The organism is Anaerosalibacter sp. Marseille-P3206, from assembly GCF_900155565.1.
Classification (GTDB): domain Bacteria; phylum Bacillota; class Clostridia; order Tissierellales; family Sporanaerobacteraceae; genus FUHM01.
Window position 1 is genome coordinate 847207 of the sequence record NZ_FUHM01000002.1, and the last position, 18079, is coordinate 865285.

General features: G+C 34.6%; 32 protein-coding genes. All 32 read right to left on the reverse strand.

The window, feature by feature from the left end; all coding sequences use genetic code 11:
• Positions 1-2 precede the first annotated feature (2 nt).
• The 32 genes from BQ9840_RS05450 to fusA all read right to left on the reverse strand — a co-directional run bounded on the left by BQ9840_RS05450 (position 3) and on the right by fusA (position 18037).
• The gene (locus tag BQ9840_RS05450) at positions 3-950 is read right to left on the reverse strand and encodes a DNA-directed RNA polymerase subunit alpha (protein WP_077368817.1); all 948 of its coding nucleotides are present in this window, start codon (positions 948-950) and stop codon (positions 3-5) included.
• Positions 951-1021: 71 nt separating this feature from the next.
• On the reverse strand, positions 1022-1645 hold the full coding sequence (gene rpsD / locus BQ9840_RS05455) for a 30S ribosomal protein S4 (RefSeq protein ID WP_077368818.1): 624 nt from the start codon (positions 1643-1645) through the stop codon (positions 1022-1024).
• A gap of 21 nt (positions 1646-1666) precedes the next feature.
• Positions 1667-2065: a 30S ribosomal protein S11 gene (rpsK, locus tag BQ9840_RS05460; protein ID WP_077368819.1), complete on the reverse strand. Its 399-nt coding sequence runs from the start codon at positions 2063-2065 to the stop codon at positions 1667-1669.
• Between the two features lie 19 nt (positions 2066-2084).
• Positions 2085-2447 (reverse strand): 30S ribosomal protein S13, encoded by a 363-nt coding sequence (gene rpsM, locus BQ9840_RS05465; protein WP_077368820.1) that lies wholly within the window; start codon positions 2445-2447, stop codon positions 2085-2087.
• 70 nt (positions 2448-2517) lie between these two features.
• On the reverse strand, positions 2518-2631 hold the full coding sequence (gene rpmJ, locus BQ9840_RS05470; protein ID WP_077368821.1) for a 50S ribosomal protein L36: 114 nt from the start codon (positions 2629-2631) through the stop codon (positions 2518-2520).
• Positions 2632-2647: 16 nt separating this feature from the next.
• Positions 2648-2866 (reverse strand): translation initiation factor IF-1, encoded by a 219-nt coding sequence (gene infA, locus BQ9840_RS05475; RefSeq protein WP_077368822.1) that lies wholly within the window; start codon positions 2864-2866, stop codon positions 2648-2650.
• A 47-nt stretch (positions 2867-2913) separates the two neighbouring features.
• Positions 2914-3189 (reverse strand): KOW domain-containing RNA-binding protein, encoded by a 276-nt coding sequence (locus BQ9840_RS05480; protein ID WP_077368823.1) that lies wholly within the window; start codon positions 3187-3189, stop codon positions 2914-2916.
• A gap of 104 nt (positions 3190-3293) precedes the next feature.
• The gene (locus BQ9840_RS05485) at positions 3294-3935 is read right to left on the reverse strand and encodes an adenylate kinase (RefSeq protein WP_077368824.1); all 642 of its coding nucleotides are present in this window, start codon (positions 3933-3935) and stop codon (positions 3294-3296) included.
• Between the two features lie 19 nt (positions 3936-3954).
• A complete protein-coding gene (gene secY / locus BQ9840_RS05490) occupies positions 3955-5226 on the reverse strand; it encodes a preprotein translocase subunit SecY (RefSeq protein WP_077368825.1) in 1272 nt (423 codons plus the stop codon).
• Positions 5227-5670 (reverse strand): 50S ribosomal protein L15, encoded by a 444-nt coding sequence (gene rplO, locus BQ9840_RS05495; RefSeq protein WP_077368826.1) that lies wholly within the window; start codon positions 5668-5670, stop codon positions 5227-5229. It lies immediately after the preceding gene.
• A 29-nt stretch (positions 5671-5699) separates the two neighbouring features.
• A complete protein-coding gene (rpmD, locus tag BQ9840_RS05500; protein WP_077368827.1) occupies positions 5700-5876 on the reverse strand; it encodes a 50S ribosomal protein L30 in 177 nt (58 codons plus the stop codon).
• Positions 5877-5889: 13 nt separating this feature from the next.
• The gene (gene rpsE, locus BQ9840_RS05505; RefSeq protein ID WP_077368828.1) at positions 5890-6396 is read right to left on the reverse strand and encodes a 30S ribosomal protein S5; all 507 of its coding nucleotides are present in this window, start codon (positions 6394-6396) and stop codon (positions 5890-5892) included.
• 16 nt (positions 6397-6412) lie between these two features.
• A complete protein-coding gene (gene rplR, locus BQ9840_RS05510) occupies positions 6413-6781 on the reverse strand; it encodes a 50S ribosomal protein L18 (protein WP_077368829.1) in 369 nt (122 codons plus the stop codon).
• A 16-nt stretch (positions 6782-6797) separates the two neighbouring features.
• Positions 6798-7337: a 50S ribosomal protein L6 gene (rplF, locus tag BQ9840_RS05515; RefSeq protein ID WP_077368830.1), complete on the reverse strand. Its 540-nt coding sequence runs from the start codon at positions 7335-7337 to the stop codon at positions 6798-6800.
• 36 nt (positions 7338-7373) lie between these two features.
• A complete protein-coding gene (rpsH, locus tag BQ9840_RS05520) occupies positions 7374-7769 on the reverse strand; it encodes a 30S ribosomal protein S8 (protein WP_077368831.1) in 396 nt (131 codons plus the stop codon).
• 30 nt (positions 7770-7799) lie between these two features.
• Complete coding sequence (locus tag BQ9840_RS05525) at positions 7800-7985, reverse strand: type Z 30S ribosomal protein S14 (RefSeq protein WP_077368832.1); 186 nt, start codon at positions 7983-7985, stop codon at positions 7800-7802.
• Between the two features lie 18 nt (positions 7986-8003).
• Positions 8004-8546 carry a 50S ribosomal protein L5 gene (gene rplE, locus BQ9840_RS05530; RefSeq protein WP_077368833.1) on the reverse strand — a complete coding sequence of 181 codons (543 nt, stop codon included), beginning with the start codon at positions 8544-8546 and terminating at the stop codon, positions 8004-8006.
• Between the two features lie 26 nt (positions 8547-8572).
• Positions 8573-8887 carry a 50S ribosomal protein L24 gene (gene rplX, locus BQ9840_RS05535; protein ID WP_077368834.1) on the reverse strand — a complete coding sequence of 105 codons (315 nt, stop codon included), beginning with the start codon at positions 8885-8887 and terminating at the stop codon, positions 8573-8575.
• 14 nt (positions 8888-8901) lie between these two features.
• Complete coding sequence (rplN, locus tag BQ9840_RS05540) at positions 8902-9270, reverse strand: 50S ribosomal protein L14 (RefSeq protein ID WP_077368835.1); 369 nt, start codon at positions 9268-9270, stop codon at positions 8902-8904.
• A gap of 28 nt (positions 9271-9298) precedes the next feature.
• Complete coding sequence (gene rpsQ / locus BQ9840_RS05545) at positions 9299-9553, reverse strand: 30S ribosomal protein S17 (RefSeq protein ID WP_077368836.1); 255 nt, start codon at positions 9551-9553, stop codon at positions 9299-9301.
• A gap of 6 nt (positions 9554-9559) precedes the next feature.
• Positions 9560-9766, reverse strand: a complete 207-nt coding sequence (gene rpmC, locus BQ9840_RS05550) for a 50S ribosomal protein L29 (RefSeq protein ID WP_077368837.1) — start codon at positions 9764-9766, stop codon at positions 9560-9562.
• Positions 9756-10199 carry a 50S ribosomal protein L16 gene (rplP, locus tag BQ9840_RS05555; RefSeq protein WP_077368838.1) on the reverse strand — a complete coding sequence of 148 codons (444 nt, stop codon included), beginning with the start codon at positions 10197-10199 and terminating at the stop codon, positions 9756-9758. Before rplP ends, rpmC begins: the two co-directional genes overlap by 11 nt.
• 33 nt (positions 10200-10232) lie before the next feature.
• Positions 10233-10907, reverse strand: a complete 675-nt coding sequence (gene rpsC, locus BQ9840_RS05560) for a 30S ribosomal protein S3 (RefSeq protein ID WP_077368839.1) — start codon at positions 10905-10907, stop codon at positions 10233-10235.
• Between the two features lie 18 nt (positions 10908-10925).
• Complete coding sequence (gene rplV / locus BQ9840_RS05565; RefSeq protein ID WP_077368840.1) at positions 10926-11261, reverse strand: 50S ribosomal protein L22; 336 nt, start codon at positions 11259-11261, stop codon at positions 10926-10928.
• Between the two features lie 20 nt (positions 11262-11281).
• Positions 11282-11566 (reverse strand): 30S ribosomal protein S19, encoded by a 285-nt coding sequence (rpsS, locus tag BQ9840_RS05570; protein WP_077368841.1) that lies wholly within the window; start codon positions 11564-11566, stop codon positions 11282-11284.
• A 29-nt stretch (positions 11567-11595) separates the two neighbouring features.
• The gene (rplB, locus tag BQ9840_RS05575) at positions 11596-12426 is read right to left on the reverse strand and encodes a 50S ribosomal protein L2 (protein ID WP_077368842.1); all 831 of its coding nucleotides are present in this window, start codon (positions 12424-12426) and stop codon (positions 11596-11598) included.
• A 28-nt stretch (positions 12427-12454) separates the two neighbouring features.
• Positions 12455-12748 (reverse strand): 50S ribosomal protein L23, encoded by a 294-nt coding sequence (rplW, locus tag BQ9840_RS05580; RefSeq protein WP_077368843.1) that lies wholly within the window; start codon positions 12746-12748, stop codon positions 12455-12457.
• Entirely contained in the window at positions 12748-13371 is a 624-nt protein-coding gene (gene rplD / locus BQ9840_RS05585) for a 50S ribosomal protein L4 (protein WP_077368844.1), read from the reverse strand. The genes rplW and rplD overlap by 1 nt, the downstream gene beginning before the upstream one ends.
• Before the next feature lie 24 nt (positions 13372-13395).
• A complete protein-coding gene (gene rplC, locus BQ9840_RS05590) occupies positions 13396-14028 on the reverse strand; it encodes a 50S ribosomal protein L3 (RefSeq protein WP_077368845.1) in 633 nt (210 codons plus the stop codon).
• Positions 14029-14088: 60 nt separating this feature from the next.
• Entirely contained in the window at positions 14089-14412 is a 324-nt protein-coding gene (gene rpsJ / locus BQ9840_RS05595) for a 30S ribosomal protein S10 (protein WP_077368846.1), read from the reverse strand.
• Between the two features lie 337 nt (positions 14413-14749).
• Positions 14750-15943: an elongation factor Tu gene (gene tuf, locus BQ9840_RS05600; RefSeq protein WP_077368847.1), complete on the reverse strand. Its 1194-nt coding sequence runs from the start codon at positions 15941-15943 to the stop codon at positions 14750-14752.
• Positions 15944-15967: 24 nt separating this feature from the next.
• Positions 15968-18037 (reverse strand): elongation factor G, encoded by a 2070-nt coding sequence (gene fusA, locus BQ9840_RS05605; protein WP_077368848.1) that lies wholly within the window; start codon positions 18035-18037, stop codon positions 15968-15970.
• Positions 18038-18079: the final 42 nt, after the last annotated feature.

The following is an 18079-nucleotide window of genomic DNA, read 5'->3' on the forward strand; positions in this document are numbered from 1 at the left end:
TGTTACTCATCGCTTTTCTTAAGACTTAATCCTAGTTCAGCTAGTTTGTTCTGAACTTCCTCAAGGGATTTCTTGCCTAGATTTCTTACTTTCATCATGTCGTCTTCTGTTTTTTGAGTAAGCTCATCAACAGAGTTTATTCCTGCCCTCTTTAAGCAGTTATAACTTCTTACTGATAAATCTAGTTCTTCTACAGTCATTTCTAATACTTTTTCTTTTTTATCTTCTTCTTTTTCAACCATTATTTCAACATCATTTACATGTTCTGTAAGGTCTATAAATAGATTTAAGTGCTCAGTAAGTATTTTAGCACCAAGGGATGTAGCTTCATCAGCTTTGATTGTCCCATTGGTCCATACTTCGAAAATCAACTTATCATAATCAGTTATTTGACCTACTCTAGTGTTTTTAACTTCAAAGTTAACTTTCTTAACTGGTGTAAAGAGTGAATCTACAGGGATAACTCCTATAGATTGATCTTCTTTTTTATTTCTGTCTGCTGTAACATATCCTCTGCCCTTGACCATTTCTAATTCCATGTAAAGTTTTCCTTCACTGTTAATAGTCGCAATGTGTAAGTCTTTGTTTAATATTTCAACATCAGGACTTGTGATAATATCTTCAGCAGTAACTTCTTTTGGCCCTTCTACTTCTATCCTAAGCATAGCTGGCTCATCAGAATACATTTTAGCCGCTATATCTTTGATATTTAATATGATTTCAGGTACATCTTCTAGTACTCCTGGTATAGTAGTAAACTCATGAAGAACACCTTTAATCTTAATTGATGATACAGCAGCACCAGGTAATGAAGAAAGTAATACCCTTCTAAGGGAATTCCCTAAAGTTGTTCCATAGCCTCTCTCTAGGGGTTCTAAAACGAACTTACCATATGTTTCATCTTCATTCATTTCAACTACTTCAATTTTAGGCTTTTCTATTTCAAGCATTAACAATAACCCTCCTTATAATTATAAATATTTCAATACTTCGAGGGCAACTGATTCTACATAGTAATTTATTATTTAGAATACAACTCAACTATCAAGTGTTCTTGGATTGGAATGTCTATTTCTTCTCTTGATGGTTCAGATACAATTTTACCCTTCAATTCATCTGGAGTTACTTCTATCCACTTAACTGTTGTTCCTCTATGATTTTCAACTATTTCTTTAAATCTTTCACTGTTTTTGCTAGATGCCTTAACTTCTATTATATCTCCTGGATTAGTTAAATAAGATGGAATATTAACTTTCTTTCCATTTACTGTGAAATGTCCGTGAGTAACTAATTGTCTAGCTTCAGCTCTTGAAGATCCGAATCCCATTCTATAAACTACATTATCTAATCTTGATTCTAGTATCTTTAGTAGGTTTTCACCTGTTATACCTTTCATCTTATCTGCCATATTGTAGTATTTAAACATTTGAGATTCTTGAATACCATAATATCTACGAACTTTTTGTTTTTCTCTTAATTGTAATCCATATTCAGTAAGTTTCTTTCTTGAGTTTCCATGTTGACCTGGAGCATAATTTCTCTTACTTACTGGACATTTATCTGTAAAACATTTATCTCCTTTTAAGTAGAGCTTTTGTCCTTCTCTACGACATAGTCTACATGTTGGACCAGTATATCTTGCCATTTACTTCTACACCTCCTATAATTAAACTCTTCTACGTTTTGGTGGTCTACAACCATTATGTGGTATTGGAGTTACATCCTTAATCAAACTAACTTCAAGTCCTGCAGCTTGTAGTGATCTAATAGCTGCTTCTCTTCCTGAGCCCGGCCCTTTTACATATACTTCTACAGTCTTAAGACCATGTTCCATAGCCTTTTTAGCTGCTTCTTCAGCTGCTTGTTGTGCTGCGAAAGGAGTAGATTTTCTAGAACCTCTAAATCCTAATTGACCAGCACTTGCCCAAGAAAGTACATTTCCTTGTGCATCACTAAGTGTGACCACAGTGTTATTAAAAGTTGATTGGATATGTGCCTGACCTTTTTCTATATTTTTACGTTCTCTTCTTTTTACACGAGTTTTAACACCCTTCTTAGTTGCCACTTATCTATCCCTCCTTTGTCTACTTCTTCTTGCTTGAAACCTTAACTGGACCTTTTCTAGTTCTAGCATTAGTCTTAGTCCTTTGTCCTCTTACTGGCAATCCTCTTTTATGTCTCATGCCTCTATAACAGTTAATTTCTTTTAATCTCTTAATATCCATTGCAACATCTCTTCTAAGGTCACCCTCAACGTGGTAGTTATCAACTACACTTCTCAATGAAGCAATTTCTGATTCAGTTAAATCCTTTATTTTTGTATCTGGATTAACTCCTGCTTTCTTCAAAATTTCATTAGATCTTGATCTGCCTATACCATAAATATAAGTTAGACCAATCTCTACTCTCTTATCTCTTGGTAAGTCAACACCGGCGATTCTAGCCATTCAACCTTACACCTCCTATTTACTTCTACTGAAAATTTATATAAAAAAGCCGCGGTAATTTCTATTTATATTAACCTTGTTTTTGCTTATGTCTAGGGTTTTCACATATAACCATTACCCTACCATTTCTCCTGATGATCTTACATTTTTCACACATTTTTTTTACTGATGGTCTTACCTTCATTACAATCCCTCCTATGCTACTTATTTCGCCATGTAATCCTTCCTCTAGTCAAGTCATAAGGTGATAGCTCAACAGTAACTTTGTCTCCTGGAAGTATTCTTATATAATTCATCCTAAGTTTACCAGATATATGAGCAAGTATCTCATGCCCATTTTCTAGCTTTACTTTAAATATAGCATTTGGTAGCGCATCTACTACAATGCCTTCTACCTCTATAATATCTTTTTTAGACATCCAGTTATCGAACCTCCTGTTCAAACCAAAATCAATATCTTTTAATATCACTTATAAAAAGGTTCTAGCAGTTTCCTAATATATGCATTATTTATTTTGGTTCCATTTTCCAATTTGTCTTTTAGTTCTGGAAATACAGTATTGTATACGATAACATGATTTATCTTTTTCTTCTTGGGATTATCTAATTTTCTAATATCCCCATCAACAATATACATATACTTATCATCAATTATATCCAAAACTAAAAATATATAACCTTTATCACGTCCAGCTCTTGACTTAACCACCTGACCGACGGCTATGTCACTAGTTGAATCCATTCACTTCACCTCTCCATAGCGTTTTGTATCTCTTACAAAACAATCCTTATATATTAAGTTACTTGACCAGCTATCGGAGAAAGGCATTAGCCTTTCTCAGCCAATTATTTTAAGGATTTAACAATATCTTTAAATACACCTTCAATAGATTGTTTGCCGTCAACATTAATTATTATACCTTTTTTTGAATAGTAATCAATTAAAGGTTTTGTTTGTTCCATATAAACTTCAATACGTCTAGCTACTGTTTCTTCAGTATCGTCATCTCTTTGATATAATTCTTCGCCACATACATCACATTTTCCGTTTTGTTTTGGAGGGTTAAATTCAATATGATAGGTAGCTCCACAGCCTTTACAAATTCTTCTACCTATAGCTCTAGATATTAGTGCTTCTTTAGCTACATCTATATTTATAACATTATCTAGTTTTAAACTCATCTCACCAAGTGCTTCGTCTAAAGCATGAGCTTGATTAACTGTTCTTGGAAACCCATCAAGTAAAAATCCATCCTTACAGTCATCTTTAGTAAGTCTGTCCTTAACGATTGAAACAACTATATCATCTGGAACAAGTAAACCACTATCCATATATTCTTTAGCCTTTTTACCTAAATCTGTTCCTCTTTTAATATTATCTCTAAAGATATCTCCTGTTGATATATGTGGAATGTTATATCTTTTAGTTATTTGTGCTGCCTGAGTACCCTTCCCTGCTCCAGGAGGGCCTAATAATACTAACCTCAAGATAATCATCTCCTATATTTTATAAGAAGCCTTTATAGTGTCTCATAAGCATTTGTGCTTCTATTTGTTTTACAGTTTCAAGTGCCACACCTACAACTATAATAAGTGCTGTACCACCAAAGTTTATATTTAGTTTAAATATAGATGAAATAATTATTGGTAGTGAAGCTATTACAGCTAGAGAAATAGCACCTACAAATGTAATTCTTGAAATTACTTTATTTAAATAATCTGAAGTTGGTCTTCCAGGTCTAATTCCTGGTATAAAACCACCATATTGTTGTAAATTCTTTGCATATTCTACAGTGTTAAATTGAATTGCTGTATAGAAATAAGTGAAGAATATGATTAATAGAATATTTAGTATGGAGTAAACCCAAACTCCAACACTACCTGATGGTGTTAAGTATTTTGTTATCCACTGTGATGGCTGTCCTTTTGCAAACAATGCTATTGTCTGTGGAAATGCCAACAAAGATGAAGAAAATATTACAGGGATAACTCCTGCCATTGAAACTTTTACAGGAATATGTGTACTTTGACCACCATACATTTTTCTTCCAACTACTCTTTTAGCATATTGTACAGGGATTCTTCTTTCTCCCTCTTGCAATGCTATAACAACACCTATTATAAAAAATGCAAATACTAAAAATAGGATTATCCCTAATATATGAACTGTACCTGCTTTGTATAGAGCTACTGTCTTTGCGATTTCACTAGGAATTCTTGAAATGATACCAATAAATATTATTAGTGATATTCCATTTCCTATTCCTTTGTCAGTAATTTGTTCTCCCAACCACATTAAAAATGCAGTTCCTGCTGTTAGAGTAATAACAACTATTGACACTTGAATAAACCCTCTTGATATTAGAGCTCTGTTGAAAAAGCCAATAGTTATACCTATTGCTTGGATTAAAGCTAATATTACTGTACCATAACGAGTCATCTGAGCAATTTTCTTTCTACCTTCTTCCCCTTCTTTAGCCATTTCTTCTAAACGAGGAATTGCAATAGTAAGCAATTGAATAATAATTGATGATGTTACATAAGGATAAATGTTTAAGGCAAATATACTAAAGTTACTGAATGTTCCTCCACCCATTAAGTCTAGAAATTCTAAAACGCCACCTTTGGACATTTCAAATATTTCCTTAATAGCAGCCTTGTTCATTCCTGGCACAGGTATACTTGAGCCTAATCTAAATATCAAAAGCATAAGTATTGTAAACAAGATCTTCTTTCTAATATCAGGAATTCGCCATGCATTTCTTAATGTTGAAAGCATCTAAATCACCTCAACCTTTCCCCCTGCAGCCTCTATCTTTTCCGCAGCAGTTTTACTGAATTTATGTGCCTTTACAGTAAGCTTTTTATTGATCTCTCCATCACCCAATATTTTGACCCCATCATTTATTCTCTTAATCAAACCTTCACTTAATAACATTTCAGGTGTGATAACGGCATTGTCTTCAAATCTATTTAATTCACTTACATTAATGATAACATATTCTTTTGCAAATATATTAGTAAATCCTCTCTTTGGCATTCTTCTGTATAGAGGCATTTGACCCCCTTCAAATCCTGGTCTAACTCCACCACCTGAACGGGATTTTTGACCTTTTTGTCCTCTACCAGCAGTTTTACCTTGACCGGAACCTGTTCCTCTTCCTAATCTTTTAGTTGATTTACTTCCTCCACCTTTATTAGGTCTTAAGTTCTGTAGTTTCATTGGTACACCTCCTCTTTTCTAATCCAATCTTACTCTATCACTTCAACCATGTGATTTACTTTTTGAATCATACCTCTAATTTGAGGAGTATCTTCTTTTTCTACTACTTGACCAACTTTCCTTAGTCCAAGAGCTTCAACAGTTTTTCTATGTGCTTCAACTTTTCCAATTTTGCTCTTGACTAACTTTATCTTAATTTTAGCCATCTTTTACTCCCCCCTAGCCTATTATTTCATCTACTGACTTTCCTCTTAATTTAGCAACATCTTCTGCTTTCTTAAGATTTTTTAATGCTTCCATTGTAGCATTTACAATATTTCTTGGATTACTTGAACCAAGTGACTTAGTTCTTATATCTCTAATACCAGCCAACTCGCATACCGCACGAACTGGTCCTCCAGCTATAACTCCAGTACCTTCTTGGGATGGTTTTAGTAGAACTCTACCTGCTCCAAATATTCCTAGTATTTCATGTGGTATTGTAGTTCCTACAAGGGGAACTTCAATTATATGCTTCTGTGCGTCTTGTATAGCTTTTCTAATAGCTTCTGGAACTTCTAATGCCTTAGCCATTCCAACACCTACATGGCCATTTTCATCTCCAACAACTACAAGAGCACTAAATCTAAAGTTTCTACCACCTTTAACAACTTTGGCAACACGATTGATACTAACAACTCTCTCTTTTAAGTCTAATTCGCTTGGATCTATATATGAACGTTGCATTTATTCCCCTCCTTTTCTAAAATTTAAGCCCAGCTCCTCTAGCTCCATCAGCTAGTTCTTTAATTCTGCCGTGGTAAATATATCCACCTCTGTCAAAGACTACTTCTTCTATGCCTTTTTCAACAGCTCTCTTACCAACTAATTCTCCTACAGCTTTTGCAGCTTCTTTTGTATCAGTGCTCTTTAGCACATTCTTTAATTCACTATCTAATGTGGAAGCTGCAACCAATGTATGACCTTTAGTATCGTCAATAATTTGGGCATAAATGTGATTTGAGCTTCTAAATACATTTAGTCTTGGTCTTTCAGGAGTACCATATATATTTTGTCTTGCTCTTCCATGCCTTTTTAGCCTTTTTTCGTTTCTATTTATTTTTTTAAGCAACTCTTATCACTCCCTCCTACTTACCAGTCTTACCAACTTTACGTCTTATGATTTCGCCTTGGTATTTAACACCTTTTCCTTTGTATGGTTCTGGCTCTCTTTGTGATCTAATAACTGCTGCATAGTTTCCAACTTTTTGTTTTTCTATACCTTTTACTATAATCTTATTTTGTTGAGGTACTTCTACTTCTATACCTTCTGGATCTTCCATTTCTATAGGATGGGAATATCCCAAGTTTAATATCAACTTTTTCCCTTGTTTTTGTGCACGATATCCAGTTCCCTCAATTTCTAAGGTCTTAGAATATCCTTCAGTTACACCTTCAATCATATTCGCAATTAACGTCCTAGTTAAACCATGTAGTGATTTATGTCTCTTGTTTTCTGTTGGACGGTTTACTGTAATTTCGTTGTCTTCAATTTTTATAATCATAGCTGGGTTTAGTTGTTCTTTTAGTGTTCCCTTTGGTCCCTTAACCTCAACTAAATTATTGTCATTTATTTTAACTTCTACTCCTGTTGGAATAGTAATTGGTTTTAATCCTATCCTTGACATGAGTGCACCTCCTGTTCCTTAAAATTACTTGTTAAATTACCAAACATAGCAAAGAACTTCTCCGCCTACGCCTTCTTTTCTTGCTTCTTTATCAGTCATAACTCCACTTGATGTTGAAAGTATGGCAATTCCAAGTCCTCCAAGTACTTTTGGTATTTCATTACTTTTAACGTATACTTTCAATCCTGGTTTTGAAATTTTCTTTATCCCGCTTATTACTTTTTCATTGTTTTGACCATATTTTAATTGTATTCTTATGATACCTTGCTTGTTGTCATCTATCACATCAAAACTTTTAATAAAACCTTCATCTAAAAGTATTTGAGCTATTTGTTTTTTCATATTTGATGCAGGTACATCCACTGAATCATGCTTAGCATTGTTCCCATTTCTTACTCTTGTAAGCATATCTGCAATTGGGTCAGTCATCATATTTAGCTACCTCCTTTCAACACTTACTTACTACCAGCTAGCTTTTTTAACTCCTGGAATTTGTCCTTTGTATGCTAATTCTCTAAAACATATACGGCATATACCATATTTTCTTAAATAAGCATGAGGCCTTCCACATATTTTACATCTATTGTATTCTCTTGAACTATATTTAGCTTTTCTACTTTGTTTAACAATCATTGACTTCTTAGCCAAAATTTATCCCTCCTTTATTTACTTTTTAAAGGGCATTCCCATAAGCTCTAAAAAGGCTTTTGCTTCTTCATCTGTTTCTGCAGTAGTTACAACTATTATATCCATTCCTCTTATACTTTCAACTTTATCGTATTCAATTTCTGGGAAAATCAATTGTTCTTTAATTCCTAAAGCAAAATTTCCTCTTCCGTCAAAAGCTGTTGGACTTACTCCTCTAAAGTCTCTAACTCTTGGTAATGATATATTCATCAATTTATCTAAAAACTCGTACATTCTTTCTCCTCTAAGAGTAACTTTCACTCCAATTGGCATACCTTCACGTAGTTTAAAGTTAGCAATTGATTTTTTAGACCTAGTAACAACAGGTTTTTGACCTGCTATAAGAGTCATTTCTTCTACAGCACTTTCTAATAACTTTGGATTATCTCTAGCTTCACCGATACCCATATTGATTACAACCTTATCCAATTTTGGTACTTCCATTACGTTTTTATATTGGAATTTTTCCATTAAACCTGGAATAACTTCTTTTGAATATTTTTCTCTTAATCTGGAAGTCATATTCCTTACCTCCTTTCAATAGTAGATTATTTATCTAGTTCTTCTCCACATTTTTTACAAACTCTTGTTTTTTCACCGTTTTCAAGGAACTTATATCCTACTCTTACTCCTTGCTTATCTTTATCACAATAGTACATAACCTTTGAAACATCTATAGGGCTTTCTTGATGTATTATTCCACCTTGTTGAGTTGGTCCTTGAGCCTTTTTATGTTTAGTTGACATATTAATACCTTCAACAATAACTCTATTTTCTCTAGGAAAAACTCTAAGAACTTTTCCTTTTTTGCCTTTATCTTTTCCAGCTATAACTATTACTGTATCTCCACTTTTAATGTTCATAACTACACCTCCTCTTATAGTACTTCAGGTGCTAATGATATAATCTTCATGTAGTTTCCTCTTCTTAACTCTCTTGTAACAGGTCCAAATATACGAGTTCCAGTTGGTTGCCTGTCATCTTTTATTATAACAGCTGCATTTTCATCAAACTTAATGTAGCTTCCATCATTTCTTCTAACACCTTGTTTTGTTCTAACAATAACTGCTTTAACTATTGCTCCTTTTTTAACAACACCGCCTGGTGTTGCACTTTTAACAGAACAAACTACCACATCTCCGATATTAGCATACCTTCTATTAGATCCACCTAAAACTTTTATCACTAATAGTTCTCTTGCTCCTGAGTTATCTGCCACCTTGAGACGGCTTTCTGTTTGAATCATCAGATTACCTCCTTTCCACGTCTAGGGACTATTTTGCTTTTTCTATTACACTAACTAGTCTCCAGTTCTTATCTTTACTTAAAGGTCTAGTTTCCATTATCTTCACTACATCTCCGATTCTACATTCATTGTTTTCATCATGTGCTTTAAACTTTGTAGTCTTCCTAATTTGTTTTCTATATAAAGGATGAGTAACAAAAGTTTCTACTGCCACTACAACGGTTTTATCCATTTTATCACTTACAACACGACCCACTCTTACTTTACGATTTCCTCTTTCCATTTTGGGCTAAACCTCCCTTCCTATCCCTAGTTCTCTTTCTTTCAAAATAGTCTGCACACGAGCAATATCTTTTCTTACAGCTTTAATTCTCATAGGATTATCAAGCTGACCTGTAGCTAATTGGAATCTTAAATTAAACAATTCGCTCTTAAGTTCTATTAACTTACTATCAAGTTCCTTATCTGTAAATTGGCGAATTTCATTAGCCTTCATTAGCTTCACCACCCTTTTCCTCTCCATCTTCACGAGTGACAAATTTAGTCTTAATTGGCAATTTGTATGCTGCCAATCTCATTGCTTCCCTTGCCACATCTTCAGGAACTCCTCCCATTTCAAAAAGGATTCTTCCTGGTTTAACTACTGCAACCCAGTATTCAGGTGAACCTTTACCAGAACCCATACGAGTTTCAGCAGGTTTTTCTGTTACAGGTTTGTCTGGAAACACTTTAATCCAGATGTTTCCGCCTCTTTTAATATATCTTGTCATAGCTCTTCTTGCTGCTTCTATTTGATTTGAAGTAATCCATGCTGGTTCAAGAGCTTGTAGTCCATATTCACCATAAGTTATTTTGTTACCACGAGTTGCTTTACCTTTCATTCTACCTCTATGAACTCTACGATATTTCACTCTCTTAGGCATTAACATAATACTTCCTCCTTCCTACGTTAACTGAATATACTATTTATTTACGACTTCTCCACGGGATTCTCTATCTACCTTTTTAGTAGGAAGAACCTCTCCTTTATATATCCACACTTTAACACCAAGCTTTCCATATGTTGTATCTGCTTCTGCAAAACCATAGTCAATATCTGCTCTTAGTGTTTGTAGAGGTATTGTTCCTTCGCTATATCCTTCTGTTCTAGCCATATCAGCTCCACCTAATCTACCTGAAACTGAAGTTTTAATACCTTTTGCGCCTGTTCTCATTGTTCTTTGTATAGCTTGCTTCATTGCTCTTCTAAAAGAAGTTCTTCTTTCTAGTTGTCCAGCGATATTTTCAGCAACTAATTGAGCATCTAATTCTGCAATTTTTACTTCCTCTACGTTTACAATTACATTTTTCTTTGTAAGTTTTTCAAGGTCTTTTCTTAGTGCTTCAACACCTGAACCACCTTTTCCTATAACCATTCCTGGCTTAGCTGTATAAACAGATATCTTGATTCTATTTGCTGCTCTTTCTATTTCAACTTTAGAAATTCCAGCTATAAATAATTTTTCTTTTATTAGCTCACGAATTTTATAGTCTTCTATTAAATAATCACTAAAATTGTCTTTGTCAGCATACCACTTTGAGTCCCAATCTTTAATGATTCCAACCCTTTGGCCATGTGGGTTAACTTTTTGACCCATTAACTATCCCTCCTTCTTCTATTCTCTCTCCTCTACAACTACGCCTATGTGACTACTTCTCTTAAGTATTGGATAAGCTCTTCCTTGTGATCTAGGTCTCCACCTTTTCATAGTTGGGCCATCATTAGCATAGGCTTCTTTAACATATAGATTATCTCTATCTAAATCAAAATTATTCTCTGCATTTGCAATGGCAGATTTTAGCACTTTTTCAAGTTCTTTAGCACCTTTTTTTGGTGTGAACTTTAGTATTCCAAGGGCTTCATCTACATTTTTGCCTCTGATTTCTCTAGCTATATAGTTTACTTTCAAAGGCGAAATTCGTATATACTTTGCTATCGCTCTAGCTTCCACCTAAATTCCCTCCTTCACCACTATTTTAACGCTGTAGACTTCTCAGTCTTTTCACCGTGTCCTCTGAATGTTCTAGTTGGAACAAATTCTCCTAATTTATGACCGACCATGTCCTCAGTTATATAAATAGGCACATGTTTTCTTCCATCATGAACAGCAATAGTATGACCAATCATCTGAGGAAAAATTGTTGAACGACGTGACCATGTTTTAACTACCTTTTTCTCGTTCTTATCGTTAAGTTCATCAATCTTCTTTAGTAAATGATCATCACAAAATGGTCCTTTCTTTAAAGATCTACCCATGAATTTTCCTCCTTTCTTTAAACATCTAACTATCTGGTTCTTCTTCTTACGATATATTTGTCGGATTTCTTATTCTTCTTTCTTGTCTTATATCCAAGTGTTGGTTTACCCCATGGTGTCAATGGACTTGGCATACCAATAGGAGTTCTACCTTCACCACCACCGTGTGGATGGTCGTTTGGATTCATTACGCTACCTCTAACATGAGGTCTGTTACCCATATGTCTACTTCTACCCGCTTTACCTATAGTCACATTTTCATGTTCAATATTTCCAACTTGACCTATAGTAGCTCTACAGTCAAGTCTTACAAGTCTGAACTCTCCTGAAGGAAGTCTTAATTGTCCATAATCTCCTTCTTTAGCCATAAGTTGAGCTTCTGATCCAGCTGATCTAACAAGTTGTGCTCCCTTACCTGGTTTTAATTCTACATTGTGCACATTTGTACCAACTGGTATATTTCTCAATGGCAATGCATTACCAACTTTAATATCTGCTTCTACTCCAGATTCAATTACATCTCCAACTTTTAATCCACTTGGTGCTAGAATATATCTTTTTTCTCCATCAACATAGTTGATTAATGCGATATTTGCAGTTCTATTTGGATCATATTCAATAGTTGCAACTTTTCCTGGAATACCATCTTTATCTCTTTTAAAATCGATAATTCTATATTTTCTCTTTGCACCGCCACCTCTATGACGAATAGTGATTTTACCATGGGAATTTCTTCCGCCTGTTCTATTTAAACTTACTAATAGTGACTTTTCTGGGTCTTGTTTTGTAACTTCTTCGTTTGCTAGTCCAGTCATTTGTCTGATAGCTGGTGAAGTAGGTTTATATTTTTTAATACCCATTATTATTCCCTCCTTCTTCTAAGTTTTTCTATTCCATACCTTCGAAGAACTCAATTCCTTTGCTATCTTCAGTTAAAGTGATAATAGCTTTTTTCCAATTTGCTCTTCTACCCACATGGACACCCATTCTCTTTTCTTTACCAAGCATATTCATAGTGTTTACTTTGTCAACCTTTACATCAAACACTTCTTCTATAGCTTTTTTAATTTCACTCTTATTAGCTTTTCTATCAACAGCAAAAGTGTACTTTCCATCAGCCATAGCATCCATACTTTCCTCAGTAATTATAGGTCTAATAATTATATCGTGTGGAATACGCATTATGCATACACCTCCTCCACTTTACTTACAGCTCCTTTTGTTATAATGAAGGAATCATAGTTCAATATATCATAAACATTTAATGTGCTAACTAATGTAGCTTTTACATTAGGAATGTTTTTAACTGATTTTATAACATTATCATTCTTTTCATCCATAACAATTAGTGCTTTTTTCCCTGCTTTAATATTAGCTAATATTTTAGCCATTTCCTTAGTCTTTGGTTCAGCTAAGTTCAATTCATCTAATACTATCATTTCATTTTCTACTACTTTTGAGCTAAATGCGCTCTTCATAGCAACTCTTCTTACCTTTTTAGGAACATTGTAACTGTAGTCTCTTGGCTTTGGAGCAAATGATACTCCTCCACCTGTCCAGTGTGGTGCTCTTATACTACCTTGTCTTGCTCTACCGGTTCCTTTTTGTCTCCAAGGCTTTCTTCCTCCACCTCTAACTTCAGCTCTAGTTTTTACACATTGTGTTCCTTGTCTTCTATTTGCAAGATGATTCTTAACCATTTCGTACATAGCGTGTTCATTTATCTCAACACCAAATATACTATCTTTTAATTCCATTTCACCAACTTGCTCACCTAATACATTGTAAACATTAACTTTTGGCATACGGCTTCCTCCTTTCTACCTAAATTATTTAGATACTTTAACACTTTCTTTAATTGTAAGTAGTCCGCCTTTTGGTCCTGGTACAGCACCTTTTATTAATAATAAATTCTTATCAGCATCTACCCTAACAATTTCCAAGTTTTGAACTGTAACTCTTGCATTACCCATTCTACCTGCACCTTTTCTACCTTTAAACACTCTTCCAGGATAAGATGCAGCAGATCTTGCTCCACCAGCTCTGTGGTATTTAGAACCATGAGTACTTGGTCCTCTTCCATATCCATATCTCTTAATAGTTCCTTGAGTTCCTTTACCCTTTGAAACTCCAATCACATCTACCTTATCTCCAGATTCAAACATGTCTGCCTTTAGTTCTTGGCCAACTTCATACTCATCTGGATTTTCAACTCTAAACTCTCTTATATATCTCTTATATTCAACTTGTGCTTTATCAAAATGGCCTTTTAAAGGCTTATTTATTTTTCTTTCTTTAACATCTTCATATCCTATTTGAATTGAATTGTAACCATCTTTATCTATGTTTTTAAGTTGAACAACTTTTAATGGTCCAGCTTCTACTACTGTTACAGGAATAAGTCTTCCATCCTCTTCGAAAATTTGAGTCATACCAATCTTTTTACCTAAAATCTTCTTCATTCTATATTTGCACCTCCTATTGTCTTACAGCGGATTACAATTTGTAATCATACTAAGAAATTATAATTTTATTTCAATGTCAACGCCTGCTGGTAAATTAAGTTTCATTAAAGAATCAACAGTCTTTTGATTTGGATTTGTTATATCAATAAGACGTTTATGAGTTCTTTGTTCAAATTGTTCTCTAGAATCTTTATATTTGTGAACCGCCCTTAAAATAGTAATAACTTCTTTTTCAGTTGGTAGTGGTACAGGACCTGACACAGTAGCTCCTGTTCTCTTAGCAGATTCAACAATTTTTAATGCCGATGAATCTAAAAGCTCGTGATCATAAGCCTTTAATCTGATTCTGATTTTTTGTTTTTGACTTCCTTTGTTTGACATGTAATTCCCTCCTTCTATCCCATGTTATCATTAATACTTGGGACAAGAACTGCCGATACACTTAACCAGGTGTGTTGTATTGTTTTTTTATATCATAGTTAAGCTTGACAATTCTAGTCGCCCGATTTGAAACCGGACATTCTCAGCAAAAATTACCTGAAAATGAGTTTCAGCAACCTCTTGCTTCATCGCAATGTCAGAAATTGCACACTTATTAAGTTTACATTATTTCGACTAAAAACTCAAGGGTTTTTTTGAAATTATTTTATATTTTTAATGAATATTAAAAGAAGGGTTACCCCTTCCTTTAATATTCATTTTCAATTATCTTTATAAACTATTTTATAACCTTAGAAACAACACCTGCTCCAACTGTTCTTCCACCTTCACGAATAGCAAATCTTAATCCTTCTTCCATTGCTATTGGTGTGATTAATTCAATTGTAAATTTAGCATTGTCTCCTGGCATTACCATTTCTGTTCCTTCTTCTAGTTCGATGTTTCCTGTTACGTCTGTTGTTCTAAAGTAGAATTGTGGTCTGTATCCGTTGAAGAATGGTGTATGTCTTCCACCTTCTTCTTTTGTTAGTACATATACTTCTGATTCGAATTTTGTATGTGGTGTGATACTACCTGGTTTTGCTAGTACTTGACCTCTTTCGATTTCTGCTCTTTGTACTCCTCTTAGTAATGCTCCTATATTATCTCCTGCTTGTGCTTCGTCTAGGATCTTTCTGAACATTTCTACTCCTGTTACTACTACTGTTCTTGATTCTTCTGCTAGTCCTACTAGTTCTACGCTATCTCCTGTTTTTAATACTCCTCTTTCTACTCTTCCTGTTGCTACTGTTCCTCTTCCTGTTATACTAAATACGTCTTCTACTGGCATTAAGAATGGTTTGTCTGTTTCTCTTTGTGGTTCTGGGATTTCTGCGTCTACTGCTTCCATTAGTTTTACTATCTTGTCTCCCCATTCGCTATCTGGTTGTTCTATTGCTTTTAGTGCTGATCCTACTACTATTGGTGTGTTGTCTCCATCAAATTCATATTCATTTAATAGTTCTCTTACTTCCATTTCTACTAGTTCGATTAGTTCTGGGTCATCTACCATGTCTTCTTTGTTTAGGAATACTACTATCTTTGGTACTCCTACTTGTCTTGATAGTAAGATATGTTCTCTTGTTTGTGGCATTGGACCGTCTGCTGCTGATACTACTAGTATTGCTCCGTCCATTTGTGCTGCTCCTGTGATCATGTTCTTTACATAGTCAGCGTGACCTGGGCAGTCTACGTGTGCGTAGTGACGGTTTGCTGTTTCGTATTCTACGTGTGATGTGGATATTGTTATTCCTCTTTCTCTTTCTTCTGGTGCCTTGTCTATGTTGTCATAGCTCATAACTTCTCCTGAGCCAAATCTTTGTGTTAATACTGATGTTATTGCTGCTGTTAATGTTGTTTTACCATGGTCTACGTGACCTATTGTTCCTATGTTTACGTGTGGTTTGGTTCTCTCATAATGTGCTTTACCCATTTTGTATTCCTCCTTAATAACAAATTATTTTTTACCTAGTACCTTTTCAGCAATGCTGTTTGGTACAGGTTCGTAATGGTCAAATTGCATTGTATATGTTCCTCTACCTTGTGTATTTGAACGAAGGTCTGTTGCATATCCAAACATTTCACCTAGAGGTACAAATCCTCTTATAACTTGTGCTCCACTTCTAGATTCCATACCTTCAATTCTACCACGTCTTGAGTTTATATCTCCTATTACATCACCCATGTATTCTTCAGGCACTATTACTTCTACTTTCATAACAGGCTCTAAAAGAACAGGTTTTGCTTTTGCCATAGCATCTTTGAAAGCCATAGAACCAGCTATCTTAAATGCCATTTCTGAAGAGTCAACTTCATGGTAAGATCCATCATACAATGTAACCTTTACATCTAATACTGGATATCCACCTAGTATACCGCTATTCATAGCTTCTTGAATACCATTGTCAACTGATGGAATGTATTCTTTTGGAATAGCTCCTCCAACAATTTTATTTACAAATTCATAACCTGCACCTGTTTCATTAGGTTCAATCCTAATTTTAACGTGACCGTATTGTCCACGTCCACCGGATTGTCTAGCATATTTTGTATCTGTTTCTGCCCCAGTTGTAATACCTTCTTTGTATGCTACTTGAGGGCTACCAACATTTGCTTCTACTTTAAACTCTCTAAGAAGTCTATCTACAATTATTTCTAAGTGTAATTCTCCCATACCTGCAATTATAGTTTGACCTGTTTCTTCATCTGTATAAGTTTTGAATGTTGGATCTTCTTCTGCTAATTTTGTTAATGCTATAAGCATTTTTTCTTGACTAGCTTTAGTCTTTGGTTCTATAGCAACATCTATAACTGGTTCTGGGAATTCCATAGATTCAAGCATAACTGGATGTTCTGCATCGCATAGTGTATCTCCAGTTCCAGTATCTTTTAAACCTACTGCTGCTGCTATATCTCCTGCATGCACTTCATCTACCTCTTCCCTCTTGTTAGCATGCATCAAAAGTATTCTTCCTATTCTTTCTTTTTTACCTTTAGTAGCATTGTATACATAACTACCAGATTTTAATGTTCCTGAATACACTCTAAAGAAAGCAAGTTTTCCAACATATGGATCAGCCATAATCTTAAATGCAAGAGCAGAAAAAGGCTCCTCATCAGATGATTTTCTTTCTACCTCTTCATCCGTATTAAGATCTATACCTTTTATTGGTGGTATGTCTAATGGTGAAGGCATGTAGTCTATAATAGCATCTAATAGTGGTTGAACTCCTTTATTTTTGTAAGATGATCCACAAAGCACAGGAGTAATTTCTACATTTATTGTAGCTTTCCTTATAGCTCGCTTAATCTCTTCAATTGAAATATCTTCACCTTCTAGATATTTCATCATTAAATCTTCATCATGTTCTGCTATTGATTCTAGCATTTTTTCTCTATATTCAACAGCTAATTCTTTCATATCTTCAGGTATATCAACTATTTCTACATTAGAACCCAATTCATCATGATAAACCCTAGCATTCATGTTGATAAGGTCAACAACTCCCAAGAAATCATCTTCCTTACCAATTGGCAACTGTACGGGGACTGGGTTAGCTTTTAGTCTTTCTTTTATCATGTCTACTGCTCCGAAAAAATCTGCTCCTAATATATCCATTTTATTGATAAAAGCCATACGAGGTACATTATACTTGTCAGCTTGACGCCATACTGTCTCTGATTGTGGTTCTACCCCGCCTTTGGCACAGAAAAGTGCTACTGCACCATCGAGAACACGAAGAGATCTTTCTACTTCAACAGTGAAATCCACGTGTCCTGGTGTGTCTATGATGTTTACTCTGTGATTTAACCATTGACAAGTTGTAGCAGCTGAGGTAATTGTTATTCCTCTTTCTTGTTCCTGTTCCATCCAATCCATTTGAGCTGAACCCTCATGGGTTTCTCCTATTCTATGAATCTTTCCAGTATAAAAAAGTATTCTTTCTGTAGTAGTTGTTTTTCCAGCATCTATATGAGCCATTATACCTATGTTACGAGTTTTTTCTAAAGAAAAGTCTCTAGGCACAGTACTCCTCCTTTCTGCATATACGTCCCCAAATTAAATTTT

Coding starts and splice junctions, on each gene's coding strand:
- secY (WP_077368825.1), bottom strand. CDS start 5,226: ATGCTTTCAACATTAAGAAATGCATGGCGAATTCCTGATATTAGAAAG.
- rplN (WP_077368835.1), bottom strand. CDS start 9,270: ATGATTCAAACAGAAAGCCGTCTCAAGGTGGCAGATAACTCAGGAGCA.
- rpmJ (WP_077368821.1), bottom strand. CDS start 2,631: ATGAAGGTAAGACCATCAGTAAAAAAAATGTGTGAAAAATGTAAGATC.
- infA (WP_077368822.1), bottom strand. CDS start 2,866: ATGTCTAAAAAAGATATTATAGAGGTAGAAGGCATTGTAGTAGATGCG.
- rplB (WP_077368842.1), bottom strand. CDS start 12,426: ATGGGTATTAAAAAATATAAACCTACTTCACCAGCTATCAGACAAATG.
- rpsM (WP_077368820.1), bottom strand. CDS start 2,447: ATGGCTAGAATCGCCGGTGTTGACTTACCAAGAGATAAGAGAGTAGAG.
- rplP (WP_077368838.1), bottom strand. CDS start 10,199: ATGTTAATGCCTAAGAGAGTGAAATATCGTAGAGTTCATAGAGGTAGA.
- rplC (WP_077368845.1), bottom strand. CDS start 14,028: ATGAAGAAGATTTTAGGTAAAAAGATTGGTATGACTCAAATTTTCGAA.
- rplE (WP_077368833.1), bottom strand. CDS start 8,546: ATGACTTCCAGATTAAGAGAAAAATATTCAAAAGAAGTTATTCCAGGT.
- rplW (WP_077368843.1), bottom strand. CDS start 12,748: ATGCGTATTCCACACGATATAATTATTAGACCTATAATTACTGAGGAA.
- rpsJ (WP_077368846.1), bottom strand. CDS start 14,412: ATGTCAAACAAAGGAAGTCAAAAACAAAAAATCAGAATCAGATTAAAG.
- rpsD (WP_077368818.1), bottom strand. CDS start 1,645: ATGGCAAGATATACTGGTCCAACATGTAGACTATGTCGTAGAGAAGGA.
- rplF (WP_077368830.1), bottom strand. CDS start 7,337: ATGTCAAGGATAGGATTAAAACCAATTACTATTCCAACAGGAGTAGAA.
- rpsH (WP_077368831.1), bottom strand. CDS start 7,769: ATGATGACTGACCCAATTGCAGATATGCTTACAAGAGTAAGAAATGGG.
- rplX (WP_077368834.1), bottom strand. CDS start 8,887: ATGAACATTAAAAGTGGAGATACAGTAATAGTTATAGCTGGAAAAGAT.
- rpsE (WP_077368828.1), bottom strand. CDS start 6,396: ATGCAACGTTCATATATAGATCCAAGCGAATTAGACTTAAAAGAGAGA.
- rplD (WP_077368844.1), bottom strand. CDS start 13,371: ATGCCAAAAGTTAATGTTTACAATGTATTAGGTGAGCAAGTTGGTGAA.
- rpsQ (WP_077368836.1), bottom strand. CDS start 9,553: ATGGAAAGAGGAAATCGTAAAGTAAGAGTGGGTCGTGTTGTAAGTGAT.
- rpsS (WP_077368841.1), bottom strand. CDS start 11,566: ATGGGTAGATCTTTAAAGAAAGGACCATTTTGTGATGATCATTTACTA.
- rpmD (WP_077368827.1), bottom strand. CDS start 5,876: ATGGCTAAAATTAAGATAAAGTTAGTCAAGAGCAAAATTGGAAAAGTT.
- BQ9840_RS05450 (WP_077368817.1), bottom strand. CDS start 950: ATGCTTGAAATAGAAAAGCCTAAAATTGAAGTAGTTGAAATGAATGAA.
- tuf (WP_077368847.1), bottom strand. CDS start 15,943: ATGGGTAAAGCACATTATGAGAGAACCAAACCACACGTAAACATAGGA.
- rplO (WP_077368826.1), bottom strand. CDS start 5,670: ATGAAACTACAGAACTTAAGACCTAATAAAGGTGGAGGAAGTAAATCA.
- BQ9840_RS05480 (WP_077368823.1), bottom strand. CDS start 3,189: ATGGATTCAACTAGTGACATAGCCGTCGGTCAGGTGGTTAAGTCAAGA.
- rpmC (WP_077368837.1), bottom strand. CDS start 9,766: ATGAAGGCTAATGAAATTCGCCAATTTACAGATAAGGAACTTGATAGT.
- rpsC (WP_077368839.1), bottom strand. CDS start 10,907: ATGGGTCAAAAAGTTAACCCACATGGCCAAAGGGTTGGAATCATTAAA.